This is a genomic window from Advenella incenata, assembly GCF_004217095.1.
Taxonomy (GTDB): domain Bacteria; phylum Pseudomonadota; class Gammaproteobacteria; order Burkholderiales; family Burkholderiaceae_B; genus Advenella; species Advenella incenata.
In genome coordinates this window covers 11,567-27,762 of record NZ_SHKO01000002.1, presented here as the reverse complement: position 1 = coordinate 27,762, position 16,196 = coordinate 11,567, and the positions used below count along the sequence as shown (strand labels likewise).

Genomic DNA, 16,196 nt, shown 5'->3' with positions numbered 1-16,196 from the left:
AAGCAGGAGTATAAAAAGACATGGATTTCGAACTCAATACAGAACAAAAGGGCTTTGAGTCGGCGGTGCGTCGCTTTGCAGAAAATGAACTGCGTGATGGCGCCGTCGCTCGTGCACATAGTCAGGACTATCCATGGGATATATCCGGACGCATGGCTGATCAGGGATTGCTTGGCATCACCATTGCTGAAGCAGACGGCGGGCTGGGCGGCACGTTGATGGATGCCGTGATTGCCATACAGACCGTTGCATCGGTGTGTCCGCGCAGTGCCGATGTGGTTCAGGCCGGCAACTTCGGCGCGATCCGCGTGCTTGCCGAGTATGGATCGGACTTTCAGAAAGAGAAATATCTGAAGCCGCTGCTGGCAGGCAAGGCGCTGATTGCAGTTGGCATGACCGAACCGGATGCCGGCTCAGCCGTGACAGAGCTCAAAACCACGGCCACCCGCGACGGCAAGGGCTGGCGTATCAATGGAACGAAAATTTTCACGACACACGGACCCCACGCCGATTTCATTCTTGCCTACGTACGTTTCGGTCCGGGTACCAAGGGTATCGGCTCGGTCATGATCGAGACCCGGGCAGAGGGCATGCGACTGGGTAAACGTTCCGCCTTTATGTCCGACGAGGAATGGGTCGAGATTTTTATGGACAACGTATATATACCTGATGAGCAAGTGGTGTTGGGCGAAGGCGGATTCAAAAAGCAGATCGCCGGTTTTAATGTGGAGCGACTTGGCAATACTTCTCGGTCACTGGCACTGGGGCGATACGCCTACGAAGAGGCCCGGCAGTGGGCGCTGCAACGACGGCAGTTCGGCAAGCTGCTGTGCGAGTTCCAGGGCATCCAATGGAAGTTTGCCGACATGCGCATCAAGCTTGATGCTGCACAGTTGCTGCTGTACAAGGCCGCCTCTGGCGCAGATAGCGGTTTTCCATCTCCTACCGAGACGGCCATCGCCAAGGCGTATTGCAACCAGATCGGTTTTGATGTGGCCAACGAGGCATTGCAGGTGATGGGCGGCATGGGTTATAGCCGTGAATCGCTGGTGGAATACTGTGTGCGTCGTTGCCGCGGCTGGATGATCGCAGGCGGCTCCATTGAGATTCTTAAAAACCGCATTGCCGAAGGCGTGTTTGAGCGCACGTTCTCTCAGCGGGCTTCTTAGGCTACCCATTGCAATCAAAGAATGTGTATTTCAATTGCTATATAGGGTTAACACCAGTGAGCGATTGGCACAGCTGTGTTTTATTATGAATACTGGTGAATGCAAAAGAATACATATTTTTAAAAGGACCAAATGATGAGTCAGATACACCTGGCAAGTGCAAAACAGACATGCAGCAAGGCGGAGTGGCAGGCGCGCGTAGACCTGGCGGCCTGCTACCGCCTGATGGCGCACTACGGCATGTCGGATATGATCGCCAATCACATCTCGCTGCGTGTGCCCGACGAAGAAGATGCGTTCCTGATCAATGCCTATGGGCTGCTGTACGAAGAGATTACGGCGTCGAGCCTGCTCAAAATTGACCACAAAGGCAATCTATTGAGCTCCCCGGATTTCGGTGACCTCAATTACGGCGTAAACAAGGCAGGCTTTGTGATTCACAGTGCGATCCACGAAGCTCGTCGCGAAGTTGCCTGTGTGATTCATACGCACACCTGGGCCGGAATGGCAGTCTCCTCGCTCAAATGCGGGTTGCTGCCATTGAACCAAACAGCCATGCGTTTCCTGCGCATTGCGTATCACGACTACCAGGGCGTTGTCCTGGATCTGAGTGAGCAGGAATCGCTGGTCAGGGATCTGGGCACGTCCGAAGCCATGATCTTGCGCAATCACGGCCTGCTTACAGCTGGCAATACCATAGGCGAGGCGTTCAACTGGATGCATCGCCTGGAGCTGGCCTGCCGTGCGCAGATTGCCGCCATGTCCTGCAATACACCGTTGAACGAGGTGAGTGCGCCAGTGCTGGAAGAAACCTATAAAAATTATCAGCCCGGCACGCGCCGCCCCTACGGGCTGATGGAGTGGCCGGCACTACTGAGAAAAATGGAAAAGCTGGACCCGAGCTTTATGGACTGAGCCGGCGCTTTTGCGTCTTGAGATCTGGATATTGCGCTCAGTTCGCGAATGTCCTTGCGGCTCATTCGGGCGGGCAGGCAGGCCTTATGCAAGACATGTTGTGGCATCACCAACGCAAGCAGAATGGACACCATTGCGGTGAGCCATGAGCCTGTGCGCATTTCTGCGGCTGAGTGCCGGAAAAATAGCTATTCACAGATGTAATTACTTTAATAAATTCGAGGAGACAAACCATGTACAAATGTAATTCAAAGATCGGGCACGCCGCCGTTTTGGCCGCTATTGTGCTCATGCAAGCGACTGCATCGACAGCGTTGGCGCAGGAATGGCCGACCAAGCCGGTGAAAACGGTGGTTGCCTTTACTGCAGGCGGCACCACCGATATTATTGCGCGTGAAGTAAGCAATGAGCTGAGCAAGATGTGGGACCAGAGCGTTGTTGTAGAAAACAAGCCGGGCGCAGCGGGCAACATTGGTACAGGCGCAGTGGTTAATGCCAAACCCGACGGCTATACGATCCTGATGAATTCGATCGGCCCCATCGCCGTCAATCCATACATCTACGCCAAAAGCGACTTCAACACGATGACTGATCTGCGCGCAGTGGCATTGGTGGCTGATGTACCAAACGTACTGGTAGTGGCGCCCTCGCTGAATGTCAAATCAGTACAGGAACTGACCAAACAGATCGAGGCCAAGCCGGGGTCATTCAATTGCGCGTCTACCGGTGTAGGTACGGCCGCGCATTTATCATGCGCCATGATGGCCAAAACGCGCAATCTGACGGTAACGCATATCCCCTATAAAGGCGCGGATGCCTTGAATGATGTCATGTCGGGACGCGTGCAGTTCATGTTTGCGACATTGCCTTCGGTCATGGGAAATATCAAGGGTGGCAAGCTTATCCCGCTGGCTGTTTCCACCACGAAACGCTCGCCTGCGCTCAAAGATGTACCAACCATGCAGGAGGCCGGCTATAAGGACTTTGCCATGGGATCCTGGTTCGGCTATTTCGCACCGGCAAAAACACCGGAAAATGTCATTCAAAAACTCAACAAAGACATCAACACTGTGTTGCAGAATCCCACGGTCAAAACCAAGTTGTCCAATGAAGGCGCCGAGCCGGTGGGCGGCAGCGCCGAATCCTTCACCCAATTTGTGAAAGCTGAAAATGAGAAGTGGAAAGCGTTTACCGCTGAAATGAATATTTCCGCAAAATAAGCGGTTGCTGTCCCAATTGCAACAGACTTGGTTCATCATCTTTACATAGGGGGCGGCACACCTGCTTGCCCCCTTTCATTCTTCTCTATTGCACTTGAAAAATCATGGCAACACAGGCATTGAATATACTGATTTCAGCAAAGATTCTGGCGTACGTGCGCGAGGCTGCAAGCTCGCGCTACGGACTGGAGCAGATCCACTTTATACCCTATAGCGGTCAGCCGCTGGACGAGCAGACCCTGGCGCAGGTTGATATTGCATTTGTGTCCAGGGATATCACGGGGCGTTCAACCAAATACGTGCTGGATCCTGCAACGGACATCTTTTACCAAATGTTGGAGCACGCGCCCAATTTGCAGTGGGTGCACGTGCATTCTGCGGGTGTGGACCGTCCGGTCTATGTACGCCTGCGTGACAAAGGGCTCAACGTAACCAGTTCCACCGGTGCGCTGTCGGGGATCGTCGCGCAAAGCGCGCTGGCTGCGGTGCTGGCATTGAACCGGCGCTTTCGTTTCCTGGAACAGGCACAGCGCGAGCACGTGTGGGCACCGCTGCTGGACGAATTGATGCCGGCAGATTTGCAGGGACAGCACGTCTTGCTGGCCGGCTGGGGGCCCATAGCGCAGACCATACAGCGCTATCTAAACATGCTTGGCATGCGAGTGACCGTATTGCGCAACAGCGCCGTTACCACCCCGACAGACATTCCCATGGTCCCATATGAGGCCATGCACCGGTTATTGCCCGACACCGACTGGCTGATCCTGGCCTGTCCCTTGACCGAGACGACGCGTCGGCTGGTTGATCGCACAGCGCTGGATGCGATGAAACCGGGTGCCTGTATTGTTAACGTGTCGCGTGGCGAGGTCATTGAAGAGGCGGCGCTGATCGACGCATTGTGCAATGAACATATCGCCGGCGCCTATCTGGATGTGGTGGAGAAAGAGCCGCTTGAATCGGACTCGCCGCTATGGGATATGCCAAACGTCATTGTATCGCCGCACACGGCCGGCCATTCCACCGGCAACGAGGCGCGAGTTGCTGACATGTTCCTGGAAAATCTGAACAACTGGGTTCAGGGGCTGCCGTTGCGCAATCTGGCGCGTTAATACTCGCAGGCAAGGGCGCCAGAACGCCGCAAGGTCTTGGCAAACGCCGCCGCCAGCGCCTGTCTGAGCTTAGCAAGATGTAACGCCCGCTTCCCATTGCGCCCTTGTGTGTCGATGGCTGTATGCTGTGATGAAAGGGTACGGTTCATGCGTCTGGTGACTGCGGGCCACTCATGCCGTGATGCTGTGTCCTTAACGCAATTGGCCAGGACTGCGCATCATTACGCTATTGCATCAGCGCATCCAGTAGTTCGCGGATCAGCGGCTGCTGCGCATCAATGGCTTTTACACAAACATAGAACTGCCGCTGCGCCCAGCTGTCTTCCAGTCGCAACAGCTGCAGCCCCATGGGCTGCAAATAGTTGGCCGCGATTTTTTCGGGCACCACGCCAATACCCAGGCCTTCCATGATCATCCGGCAGCGGGCTTCAAAATTGGAGACCTGCAGGTTCACATTGGGCGGGCGCGACAGCGAGGGTTCCACATAGGCCAGAAAAGAGTCCAACGAATGGCGAGGAAAGTAGCCAAGCAGATCGTATTCCAACGCCTCTTCAAGAAACAGCGACTGTCGCTGTGCCAGCGGGTGCCCGTTGGGAACAACCAGGCCCACCCTGTCCTGTTTATAAGGATAGGACACCACGCCCGTGGCGGGCTGATCAGCATGATAAATCCCGATGTCGCCCGAATCTTCTGCAATCAGTCGTGGCACGTCGTAACTGTGGCATTCGACCAGATCGATCCGCAATCGGCTATGGCTTTTCAGGTAAGACGCCATCTGCTGGGGCAGAAATTGCAATATGGTGGATGGATTGGCCAGCAGTCGTAATTGGGCTTTTCCGTCATTGGCAAATTCGTGAATCAGATTCTCGGTCAGGCGCAAGTTGCGCAGGATGGATTTGGCGTGCTGGTACAGCAACATACCCGCCGGCGTGGGTTCAACGCCGCGACCGTGCCGCGAGAGCAGGGTTTTGTCCAGATGCTGTTCCAGATCGGTAATCCGCTTGCTTATCGCTGAGGTGACCAGATTCTCGCGCTGCGCCGCCCGGGACAGGCTTTTTTCCTCTACGGCAGCGACAAACGCTTCCAGGGAAGGGATATCCAGCTTTTTCATGCGTCTCTCTTATGTGTGTTCTGGTGGTCGCAAGCCGACCCATGACGTGCTGCAAAATCATAACATGAACAACCGGGCAGAAAAAAACCGCCATTGCATTCGCAATAGCGGTCTGGAGCCCATGCGGGCGGCCTGAGGGCAGACCCCAAAGGGTCTGTCTCTGGCTTAGCCTATCTTGGCGTCGTTGGCTGCCTTGTTCATATTGTGCGTGATGAACCACTGCTGGGCAATGGACAGCACGTTATTGACGCACCAGTACAGCACCAGGCCGGCTGGGAACATGAACATCATGGCGCCGAAGATAAGCGGCATGAACATCATGATCTTGGCCTGCATCGGATCCGGTGGTTTCGGATTCAGACGCATCTGCAGGAACATACTGGCCATCATGAAGATCGGCAGGATAAAGTAAGGGTCGTGTACCGACAGATCATGAATCCAGCCGATCCATGGCGCACCGCGCATTTCGACGCTGGCCAGCAGGACCCGATACAGGGTCAGGAAGACCGGAATCTGCACCAGGATAGGCAGACACCCACCCAGCGGATTGATTTTTTCCTTGCGGTACATTTCCATCATGGCGGCATTAAGCGCCTGACGGTCATCCCCGTGTTTTTCTTTCATGGCCTGCATGCGCGGCGCGACGTTCTTCATCTTCGCCATGGATTTGTAGCTGGCGGCCGATAGCGGGAAGAAAATCAGTTTGATCAGAACCGTGAGCAGAACGATGGTCCAGCCCCAGTTGCCGACGATCGAATGGATCCATTGCATAACCGCAAACATCGGTTTGGCAATGATTGTCAGCCAGCCGTAATCGACCACGACGTCCAGGCCTGGTGCCACGGATGCCAAGGCATCCTGGTCCTGCGGGCCGACCCACAGTTCGGCACGGCTCGTGACGCTGGCGCCGGGTTCCAGTGTGCCCAGTGGCTCGACGGTGCTTACCGCGTACAGGCCTTCGGGGGTTTTGCGCAGGTTATACAGGCGATCTTTGCCTTCTGGCGGTACCCAGGCCGTGACGAAATAATGCTCGATCATGGCGATCCAGCCGTCTTTGGACTGCTTGATATACTCGGCGCTGTTTTTGTCTATGTCTGAAAAAGAGAATTTCTGGAAACGCCCCTCTTCAGTGTAGATCGCCGGACCGGTAAAGGTATGGTAAAAGCTGGAGGCGCCCGGAGGATCTTTGCTGTCACGGGTGATCTGCAAATACTGCGAAGGCTGTTGTTGTTCCTGACTGGTATTGGTAATAACGTCCTGAACGTCAACCCGGTACGTTCCCTTGTTGAAGGTGTACGTACGCGTTACTTTGAGGCCGCCCGATTCGGATTCAAACACAACCGGCAGCGTATCGCCGGTCATGGTTGTTTCGGTCGACACCAGTTTGAAAGGCTTGTACTGGTCTGGGTAATTTTTCTTCTGGCCTGCCGGAGCAACAATACCGCTTTGTACTGTATAGCGCGAGGTCTCGTTGTTCTCCAGTAGAACGGCAGACTTGGTTTCGTCGGCTGTATCCCGGTGCTTACGTAACTCGGCATGTACCAGCTGCGCGCCCATCGTATCGAACTGCAGACGGAACTCGTCTGTCTCGACATCAACAATCTCGGATGGTGCGCTAGTGGCAGCCTGTGCCTGGGCAGGCGTAGTTGACGCACCCGGCACCGCTGGTGCAGATGGCGTATCGGCTTGCGGTGTTGCCGAAGCCGGTGCAGTATTACCCTGCTGCGCGACCTTGGGCTGTTCGCCAAGAAGAGAGGGATGACCGGTATAGGTTTGCCAGTTGTTCCACAGCATAAATGCCGAGAAAACAAATATCATCCAGAGTATGGTGCGTCGGATATCCATGTAACCTGATTACAGTAAGAGCGGTTGGAAAAACGCACTAGTGTAACCCAGTGCATATTGCGGGAATGCGGTTTTGCAGGCAGTCTACTGAAATTATTCATGATTTGTCGCGGTCGTGGTGCCTGTGGAGGCCTTGGCCGGTGGCACCGGATCATGACCGCCTTCGCTAAAGGGATGACAGCGACAAAGCCGTTTAGTTCCCAGCCACAGGCCCTTGCCGGCGCCGTGCGTATGGATAGCCTGTTCCATATAAGCCGAGCAGGTGGGCGTAAACCGACAGGACTGACCTACCCAGGGACTGATAAAGTACCGGTAAAAACGGATCGGTGCAATCAGAATCTGGCGAATCATCGCTGTTCCTTGTTATCGGGGCGGCTGGCGAGCGCGCGCGCGAAATGGCTGTCCACTTCCTGGCGCACCCGTTGGCGCAGTACGGTCAGCGAACACGGCTCGATCTTGCCGTGCAGGCGCACCAGATAATCGGCGGCAGGCAGGTTCAGACGGTGATGACGAAAGGATTCGCGAATGACTCGCTTGATGGTGTTGCGGGTTGTCGCCCGCACAGCGAAGCGCTTGGCGATAATCATGCCCAGTCTTGCAGTGGGCTCGGGCAAAGGGGGCGAGGGCTGCGCGTGGTTCAGAGTGAACAACGCCCCCCGGGACACACGTCTTCCTCTCAGAAGATTCGTGAATTCAGAGGGGCGGTGCAGTCGCGCCGCTTTGGGATAGGTGGCGCTTTGCATGAAACGGACAGGAACCGTCTTCAGCCTGATCAGGCGCGATCGGATCGGGGTCCGGATCGCACTCAGACGGCCAGACGTTTACGGCCTTTGGCGCGGCGAGCGTTGATCACTGCGCGGCCACCACGGGTTTTCATGCGGACACGAAAGCCGTGTGTGCGTTTGCGACGAGTTACGGAAGGTTGGTAAGTACGTTTCATGGAAATTCCACCAAAAATAAAGAGCTAAAGTTAAATACGGCTACTGCCGGACGGTTTGTTCGCCGCCGCTTGTCAAGACAAAAGCATTGATACGGTGACTCTGCCCGCAGCCAAACCTCGCAGGAGTGATGCTTGGGCTGATAACGGGTTACAGCAAAGGCTGACCGCAGGCTGTCTATTGTGTTGTGTCGCAATGCCAGCCCTAAACGGCTGTTTCACTGACGACCCATCACATTGTTCTGCGCCGCTGCCTGGAGCAGGTGTTGCCACTTGCAATCCGGGTGAGCGGGCTTAGCTTGCTGCCCGACTCTGGCTGCCCATCAGGCAACCGACCTGCTTGTCGTGTGCCCGGTGTCGCTCGCACCCCGCATGCGCGGACTTGAGCAACATGACAAAAAGCGAACCGACAACAGCAAAGCCCAGGCTCACATCCCATTGAATAACAAGGGAAATGTCGAACCTGCTTGAAACCGGCCCCAGAGTCTTTTCCAGCGTTTTTTTACGTATCGCTATGCCTGAAATCTTAAAAGATACTAAAAGGCAGCGGCTGAAAAATGCGTTCATCACGCATCCACTATGCCGTCCGCTAAACCCATCCGCTAAATATCAGGCACGTATCGCAATTTTGTAAAGCCTTATATTTCATCAAATTTTTTGTGAATAGTCAATGGTTTAGGTGGCTTTTCCAATAATATTTGCCTTTCTGTTGTCAAGTGTCTGCTGATGGGTATGCCCGATCTGCGAACAATCACGGCAAGATGATGCAAAATTGCCTCAGATAGCCCCTTATTGCCCGATGTTTCTATCCTTTTTGCTACAAAGCGCCGGTTGCTGTGGAAACTTTGAAACAGCTGGGCTGCCTGTGGATAACTTTGTCCGAATCAGGGTAAAATAGGATGTTTTCAGATTGACGTCGATATGCAAGAGTTTTGGCAATCCTGCGTGCTTTCCCTGGCCCAGGAACTCCCCCCCGAACAGATGAAGGCATGGGTGCACCCCCTGTCTTTTCTCAGTTTTGATGAAGAACTGGGCGAAGTTCGCGTGTCCGCGCCAAACGCCATCAAACAGAACTGGGCACGCACCAACTATACACAGCGCATCCAGGAACTGGCCAGCAACTGGTTCAATCGGCCTGGTATCCGGGTCATCTTCCAGGTGGCGCGTCGCGACCATCATGTGTCCCAGGTGCATGGCCCGGCCACGTCGCCGCCGACTGGTATGCCTGCTGGCCCAACGGCTGGCGCCCCGGCGCCCCGTGAATACACTAACGGCGCGGCCACCCAGCTCAATGGCCATGGCGCCAGTGCAGCGCTGCATACGGCAACCCGGACAACAACGGCTGTGGAACCGGCAGCAACCGGCAAAGAGCCCGTCGTTATTATCGAGACAGTCGGACAGGCACCTGAAGACCACGTGTACAAACGTTCGCACATGAATGCGAACCTGACGTTCGAAAGCCTGGTCATTGGTAAATCCAACCAGCTGGCCAACGCCGCCTCTGCGCAAATTGTTGAAAATCCTGGCGTCTCTTCGTATAACCCGTTCTTTCTGTATGGCAGTACGGGTCTGGGTAAAACGCACCTGATGCACGCCATCGGTAACGCGCTATTTAAGGCAGGCAAGGTCAGCCGCGTTCGTTATATTCACGCCGACCAGTATTATTCCGACATGGTCAAATCGTTCCAGACCAATACTTTTGATGATCTGAAGCGGTATTATCATTCGCTGGATCTGCTGCTGATCGATGACATCCAGTTTTTTCGCAAGAAAGAGCGCACCCAGGAAGAGTTCTTTCTGCTCTACGAAACCATGGTGCAGCGCGGCCGGCAAATCGTGATTACGTCCGATACCTATCCGCGCGAATTGCAGGACATCAACAGTCGGCTCACGTCACGTTTTGATTCAGGCCTCACGGTACAGATCGAACCGCCCGAGCTGGAAATGCGGGTCGCCATCCTGTTGCGCAAGGCCGAAGAAAAAACTTCCATCGTCCTGAAAGAAGAAGCGGCATTCTTCATAGCGAAGCATTTGCGCAGTAATGTCAGGGAGCTGGAGGGGGCGCTGTCCAGGGTCTCGGCTTATGCTGGCTTTCATGGCGTGAAAATTATCACGGTCGAATTTTGCAAGGAAGCGCTCAAGGATCTGCTGTCGGTATCAATCGGTCAGATTACCATCGAGAACATCCAGAAAACGGTGGCCGATTTTTACAAGCTGAAGGTCCAGGAAATGTACTCGAAACGTCGGCCGGCTAATATTGCCATGGCCCGGCAGATCGCCATGTACCTGGCCAAGGAGTTAACGCAGAAAAGCCTGCCGGAAATTGGAGATTCGTTCGGCGGCAGAGATCACACAACGGTGCTGCATGCGGTTCGCAAGATTACGGAACAGCGTGCCAAGAACGCCGAGTTGAATCACCAGTTACACGTATTGGAACAAACCTTAAAAGGATAATCATGCAACTGTTACAAGCGAATCGCGATGCGCTGCTCAAACCGCTGCAAACGGTCGCCGGGATTGTAGAGCGCCGGCACACGATGCCGATCCTGGCAAATATTCTGTTGCGTAAAGAGGGGAATAAAATTGCGTTTGTGGCAACTGACCTAGAGGTCCAGATCACCACGCATGCCGACTTCGGCGTGGGTGACGATGTGGAGTCTACAACGGTTGCCGCACGCAAGCTGCTTGACTTTGTACGCGCACTGCCAGCGGCCAATGAAGTCAAACTCAAGCTGCAGGACGGCAAACTGGGCATTCAGTCCGGCAGAAGCCGCCTGGAGCTGCAAACCCTGAATGGGTCAGAGTACCCGACCGTGTCGGTGCCCGAGAGCTGGAACGTGTCTTTCACAATGCCGCAAAAGGCATTGCGCAAGCTGTTTGGCATGGTGCACTTTTCCATGGCGCAGCAGGACATCCGTTATTACCTGAATGGTACGCTCATGGTGTTCGAACCTGGTATGGTGCGCGCCGTGGCCACCGATGGTCACCGTCTGGCTCATGCCGCTGAAGATATCGAAGGCATCCAGTCTTCCAGCGAAGTCATCCTGCCACGCAAAACCGTTCTGGAAGTGCAGCGCCTGCTGGACGACAGCGACGAGCCCGTCAATATTGATGTATCGGCCAACCAGATTCGTTTCACCTTTGGCGACATTGAATTGATTTCCAAGCTTGTCGAAGGCAAGTTCCCCGACTTCAAGCGGGTTATCCCCAGCGACTACACGCGTCATTTCAACGTCAATCGCGAAGCGCTGCAAAGCAGTTTGCACATTGCATCCATTCTGATGACAGACAAGCTCAAAGGCATCAAGCTGAACCTGGAAAACAATCTGCTGCAAATGAAATATATTAATGCAGATCAGGAAAATGCCCAGGACGAAATCGAGATTGATTACAGCTTTGAGCCGCTCAGTGTTGGCTTTAATGTGACCTATCTGCAGGATGTGCTTTCCATGGCGAAAACCGACGAGGTCATTTGGTCGGTCAAGCCCGATGTCAACGCCTCGGCGCTGATTACCCTGCCGGATGAAAAGCACTTCAAATACGTTGTCATGCCAATGCGTATCTAAAAATCGTGACAGCCGGTCCAATCTTTGCCCTGCAAAGGGGGGGCCGGTTATTGTTCACAGCGGGGTGCGTACCGCGACACGCGCCGGCAAAAGATTTTAAATTTCAATTGAAATATTGCCGCTGCGTTCAGGCAGTCGCTCCCGCCAAAGCAGTTAATTAATAGAAGAGTTACCAAAACTATGTCAGAAAATACCCAGCCAGTTCAGGAAAACGAATACGGCGCCGATTCCATCAGAATGCTCAAGGGCCTGGAGGCCGTGCGCAAGCGCCCCGGCATGTACATTGGAGATACATCGGACGGCACCGGTCTGCACCACATGATTTTCGAAGTGGTGGACAACGCGATCGACGAAGCACTGGCGGGATATTGCGATGATATCGTGGTGACTATTCACACCGATAATTCCATTTCCGTGACCGATAACGGTCGTGGTATTCCAACTGACATACACAAGGGTGACGAATTTCACCGCAGCGCGGCTGAAATCGTCATGACTGAGCTGCACGCCGGCGGCAAATTCGACCAGAACTCCTATAAGGTGTCGGGCGGTCTGCACGGCGTGGGTGTATCCTGCGTAAACGCATTGTCCGAATGGCTGCGTCTGACCATTCGTCGCAATGGTCAGGTCCATCAGATGGAATTTCAGCGAGGCGCGCGCGTAGAGGCCCTGAAGGTAGTTGGCTCGACCGATAAAACCGGTACCGAAGTGCGCTATCTGGCAGACGGTCAGATTTTCGAGAACATTGAATATCATTACGAGATCCTGTCCAAGCGATTGCGTGAACTGTCGTTCCTGAACAATGGCGTCAAGGTTCGTTTGATTGACGAGCGTCAGGGCAAGGAAGAGAACTTTGCGTTCTCTGGTGGTGTAAAAGGGTTTGTCGAATACATCAACCGCACAAAAACGGTTCTGCATCCCAATGTGTTTGCCGTCTCTACAGAGTCGCAGGGTGACGGTCCAAGCATTACCGTTGATGTGGCCATGCAATGGAATGACAGCTATGGTGAAAGTGTCTTGTGCTTTACCAACAACATTCCACAACGCGATGGCGGTACTCACCTGACCGGCTTGCGCGCCGCGATGACACGTGTGATTAACAAGTACATCGGCGATAACGAAATGGCTAAAAAGGCCAAGGTCGATACCACTGGTGACGATATGCGCGAAGGCTTAAGCTGCGTGCTGTCGGTCAAAGTGCCCGAGCCCAAATTCAGCTCGCAGACCAAGGAAAAGCTGGTCTCCAGTGAAGTGCGCCCGGCAGTGGAAGAGGCAGTGGCCCGCACGCTGGAAACCTTTCTGCTGGAAAACCCCACCGATGCCAAAGCCATTTGCGCCAAAATCGTGGATGCAGCACGAGCCCGCGAAGCCGCGCGCCGCGCACGCGAGATGACGCGTCGTAAAAGCGTGCTCGAGGGTGCCGGCCTGCCCGGTAAACTGGCCGATTGCCAGGAAAAAGACCCCGCCAAATCTGAAATCTATATTGTGGAGGGCGACTCTGCGGGTGGTTCGGCCAAACAGGGGCGCGATCGCAAGTTCCAGGCCATTCTGCCACTGCGCGGAAAAGTGCTGAACGTAGAAAAAGCGCGCTTTGACAAACTGATTGCCAGCGAACAGATCACAACCTTGATTACCGCATTGGGCACCAGCATCGGGCCGGATTTCAATGTGGAAAAACTGCGCTATCACCGCATCATTATCATGACCGATGCCGACGTTGACGGCGCGCACATCCGCACGCTGTTGCTCACGCTGCTGTATCGCCAGATGCCTGAGCTGGTCGAACGTGGTTACGTTTATATCGCCCAGCCGCCGCTTTATCGCGTCAAATGGGGCCGTGAAGAGCGCTATCTGAAGGACCAGGCTGAAGAGGCCCAGTTCATGATGCAGGTCGCACTCAAGGACGCCGGGCTGGAGCCTCAGGGCGGCGCTGACGTGATTACGGGTGACGCGCTGGCAGAGCTGGCTCGCCAGTATGTGATTTCCGACAGCGTGATTCATCGTCTGTCCAAAATCATGGATGTCGAAGCCCTGTCTGCTATTGCGGAAGGCGTGGTGATTAATCTGGAAGACGATGCGTCTGCCAAGGCGTCTGCTGAACAGATGCAGGCCGCCTTGCACGATCCTATCCATCCTCTGGCGGTCACTGTCACGGCAGAGTTTGATCAGGAAACCGAGAAGTACCGCCTCGTGCTGCGTCGCATGCATCACGGCAATATCAAGGTCACTGTATTTGACAGCCGCTTTGTCGACGGTACCGATTACGGCGTCATGTCACGTGCAGCCCATACCTTCAATGGTCTTATCGACAAAGGTGCGCGCGTCTATCGTGGTGAGGGCGACAAGCGCAAGGAGCAGTACGTGAGCGACTTCCGCGAGGCCATCCAATGGCTGCGTGCCGAAGCCGATCGTGTGGTCAGCAAGCAGCGCTATAAAGGTCTGGGTGAGATGAATCCTGGCCAACTGTGGGAAACGACCATGGACCCCAATGTACGCCGCCTGTTGCGCGTTCAGATTGAAGACGCGATTGCCGCCGATGAAATGTTCACCACGCTCATGGGCGACCAGGTCGAACCACGTCGTGCGTTTATCGAGCGCAATGCATTGATGGCGGGAAATCTGGATGTGTAGGTGTTTGTCGAGTCTCACAATTAGTGAAATTGTCTCACAATTGATGAAATTGGAATCTCACAATTAGTGAAAATATTCGGATTTGCTAATTAAACGAAAAATAGGCAGACATATCAAAAATGTTTGCCTATTTTTTTTGTTGGTCGAAATTAAGAGTCGACTTACGGGAAAAGTTTATCGACCATTGATTGAGATGGAGCTACCGTTGGTCTATATGGAGCATGCTTACGAATGAACCGAGCAGTTTCCTGCAACTCGCGGTTTTCGAAATACTTTGATGTAAACGTGTCGTTGAACGAGTAGTTCATGTCGCGCAAATCGTCTAATCGAATTTCAATTTCTGAATAGACGCGATTCCAGTCGTCCAGGGTTTTGATACTTGTACGAGGCGGGATTAGAAATAGATTAAGTGAGTTGATGGGGAGTTCCTCTAACTTACGGGACAACAGTGTTGATCGGTCGTACACATGTTTTTGTTTTTGTTCTGTGTTCAGCGTGAGCCCTAGACTGGGCATGATCGGAAAGAATGCATTTAAATATTGAACCTCAAATTGATATAAATTGAAGTCTAAAACAGGCTTGTAGCCACCGAACCACTTTATCTTATTAAAAATTGTGGCACGAATGATAGAAAAAAAGATCAAGCGAAGATTATTAATATTTGGAATATGAGCTCCAATTATTAATAATCCTCGATACAGTTGCCGGGCTATACGTTCCTCCAGAACGAACTCACCCTTGTGCTTAGCCAATTTGATCAAAATAACGAGTACGGCTAATGAATCCAGAGTCACATAACGAAGTACTTTATCAGTAAAGGAATCTCTGTATAGGTTTGTACGTAACCACCAATCCCTCGATAAGCGATTCAAATATCGACCTGAAAGCTTAGAGAAATAAAAATAAGCCTGTTCTTCCGATAACGTTTCGTGAAAGAAAAGTTCCCAAAACACGTTGCGGAGAAGCCATTGGCTATCAGAGACCTTGGTTTCACACTTAATTTCTGCGTCTACATAGGGAAATTGCTTACCACTGAACTGTTTATAGTACCTATTCGAAGCTCGGTTCTCCGGACAATCAATAATTCCGTCAATGACTCTCTGCAGTCGCGAAGGAGGAGAGCAACCCGTTCTTTTCATTAACTCTATACACCATAATGGAGGCACTAATTTGCAAATAATATCGTGTAGAGTTGCCATACTAACGATTTCCGAACTTAAGAAAACCATAATATTTTGATTAAATTAAAGAAATTATTTTTATAGGCCAAAAATGACACCTGAAAAAGACGGATGCTATTAGGTCAGATTTTCGGTATTCTATGAGAATTGAGTGTGACTTTATACGTCAAAGGCCTCACTTAACCGGAGCCAGTAGATGCAGAATGCGTATAGGTACAACTTGTCGATATACGAGCAATTGACTGAAAAGTATGGTTACTTTATTCCTGCGTTGCAGGTATGGCGACTGCTCGGCTATACGTCGACTGCCGCGTATAGAAAAGCACGGAGCAAAGGCACGCTTCCCATACAAGAGTTCGAAGTGGAAAACAGAAAAGGCAAATTCGTTTCTACTGAGGACGTTTCTAACTGGATAGAAAGCCAACTTTTACAGGAAAAATCGAGACAACAGGAGAGACTATGAAATAAAAAAACCGACCAACTTTTACATTGCTCGGCTTTTATCTGAAACA

General features: G+C 53.0%; 15 protein-coding genes. 8 read left to right on the top strand and 7 right to left on the bottom strand.

The window, feature by feature from the left end:
- The first annotated feature begins 20 nt into the window (after positions 1 to 20).
- From EV681_RS11360 to EV681_RS11345, 4 genes are all read left to right on the top strand, one after another.
- Entirely contained in the window at positions 21 to 1,169 is a 1,149-nt protein-coding gene (locus EV681_RS11360) for an acyl-CoA dehydrogenase family protein (RefSeq protein ID WP_128393349.1), read from the top strand.
- A 135-nt stretch (positions 1,170 to 1,304) separates the two neighbouring features.
- Positions 1,305 to 2,084: a class II aldolase/adducin family protein gene (locus EV681_RS11355; protein WP_130304091.1), complete on the top strand. Its 780-nt coding sequence runs from the start codon at positions 1,305 to 1,307 to the stop codon at positions 2,082 to 2,084.
- 233 nt (positions 2,085 to 2,317) lie between these two features.
- Entirely contained in the window at positions 2,318 to 3,304 is a 987-nt protein-coding gene (locus tag EV681_RS11350; RefSeq protein ID WP_128393351.1) for a Bug family tripartite tricarboxylate transporter substrate binding protein, read from the top strand.
- Between the two features lie 104 nt (positions 3,305 to 3,408).
- Positions 3,409 to 4,413 carry a D-2-hydroxyacid dehydrogenase gene (locus tag EV681_RS11345; protein ID WP_130304090.1) on the top strand — a complete coding sequence of 335 codons (1,005 nt, stop codon included), beginning with the start codon at positions 3,409 to 3,411 and terminating at the stop codon, positions 4,411 to 4,413.
- Positions 4,414 to 4,639: 226 nt separating this feature from the next.
- On the opposite strand, the gene EV681_RS11340 is transcribed toward EV681_RS11345, so the two are convergent.
- On the bottom strand, positions 4,640 to 5,524 hold the full coding sequence (locus tag EV681_RS11340; RefSeq protein ID WP_128393353.1) for a LysR family transcriptional regulator: 885 nt from the start codon (positions 5,522 to 5,524) through the stop codon (positions 4,640 to 4,642).
- Here EV681_RS11340 and EV681_RS22545 point away from each other — a divergent pair.
- Positions 5,523 to 5,660, top strand: a complete 138-nt coding sequence (locus EV681_RS22545) for a hypothetical protein (RefSeq protein ID WP_165393038.1) — start codon at positions 5,523 to 5,525, stop codon at positions 5,658 to 5,660. The two genes, EV681_RS11340 and EV681_RS22545, sit on opposite strands and share 2 nt — an antisense overlap.
- Before the next feature lie 29 nt (positions 5,661 to 5,689).
- Here EV681_RS22545 and yidC read toward each other — a convergent pair whose 3' ends face one another.
- From yidC to EV681_RS11315, 5 genes are all read right to left on the bottom strand, one after another.
- On the bottom strand, positions 5,690 to 7,369 hold the full coding sequence (yidC, locus tag EV681_RS11335; protein ID WP_128393354.1) for a membrane protein insertase YidC: 1,680 nt from the start codon (positions 7,367 to 7,369) through the stop codon (positions 5,690 to 5,692).
- A 93-nt stretch (positions 7,370 to 7,462) separates the two neighbouring features.
- Positions 7,463 to 7,720: a membrane protein insertion efficiency factor YidD gene (yidD, locus tag EV681_RS11330; RefSeq protein WP_128393355.1), complete on the bottom strand. Its 258-nt coding sequence runs from the start codon at positions 7,718 to 7,720 to the stop codon at positions 7,463 to 7,465.
- Positions 7,717 to 8,112 (bottom strand): ribonuclease P protein component, encoded by a 396-nt coding sequence (gene rnpA / locus EV681_RS11325; RefSeq protein ID WP_130304089.1) that lies wholly within the window; start codon positions 8,110 to 8,112, stop codon positions 7,717 to 7,719. The genes yidD and rnpA overlap by 4 nt, the downstream gene beginning before the upstream one ends.
- A gap of 62 nt (positions 8,113 to 8,174) precedes the next feature.
- Positions 8,175 to 8,309, bottom strand: coding sequence for a 50S ribosomal protein L34 (gene rpmH / locus EV681_RS11320; RefSeq protein ID WP_006578231.1), 135 nt, complete (start codon positions 8,307 to 8,309; stop codon positions 8,175 to 8,177).
- Between the two features lie 291 nt (positions 8,310 to 8,600).
- On the bottom strand, positions 8,601 to 8,873 hold the full coding sequence (locus EV681_RS11315) for a hypothetical protein (protein WP_130304088.1): 273 nt from the start codon (positions 8,871 to 8,873) through the stop codon (positions 8,601 to 8,603).
- Between the two features lie 354 nt (positions 8,874 to 9,227).
- Here EV681_RS11315 and dnaA point away from each other — a divergent pair, with 354 nt between their 5' ends.
- The 3 genes from dnaA (at position 9,228) to gyrB (ending at position 14,503) form a co-directional block, all read left to right on the top strand.
- Positions 9,228 to 10,760 (top strand): chromosomal replication initiator protein DnaA, encoded by a 1,533-nt coding sequence (gene dnaA / locus EV681_RS11310; RefSeq protein ID WP_130304087.1) that lies wholly within the window; start codon positions 9,228 to 9,230, stop codon positions 10,758 to 10,760.
- 2 nt (positions 10,761 to 10,762) lie between these two features.
- On the top strand, positions 10,763 to 11,872 hold the full coding sequence (gene dnaN / locus EV681_RS11305) for a DNA polymerase III subunit beta (protein ID WP_128393358.1): 1,110 nt from the start codon (positions 10,763 to 10,765) through the stop codon (positions 11,870 to 11,872).
- A 180-nt stretch (positions 11,873 to 12,052) separates the two neighbouring features.
- On the top strand, positions 12,053 to 14,503 hold the full coding sequence (gene gyrB, locus EV681_RS11300) for a DNA topoisomerase (ATP-hydrolyzing) subunit B (RefSeq protein WP_128393359.1): 2,451 nt from the start codon (positions 12,053 to 12,055) through the stop codon (positions 14,501 to 14,503).
- 161 nt (positions 14,504 to 14,664) lie between these two features.
- On the opposite strand, the gene EV681_RS11295 is transcribed toward gyrB, so the two are convergent.
- A complete protein-coding gene (locus EV681_RS11295; protein ID WP_130304086.1) occupies positions 14,665 to 15,702 on the bottom strand; it encodes a hypothetical protein in 1,038 nt (345 codons plus the stop codon).
- Positions 15,703 to 16,196 lie beyond the last annotated feature (494 nt).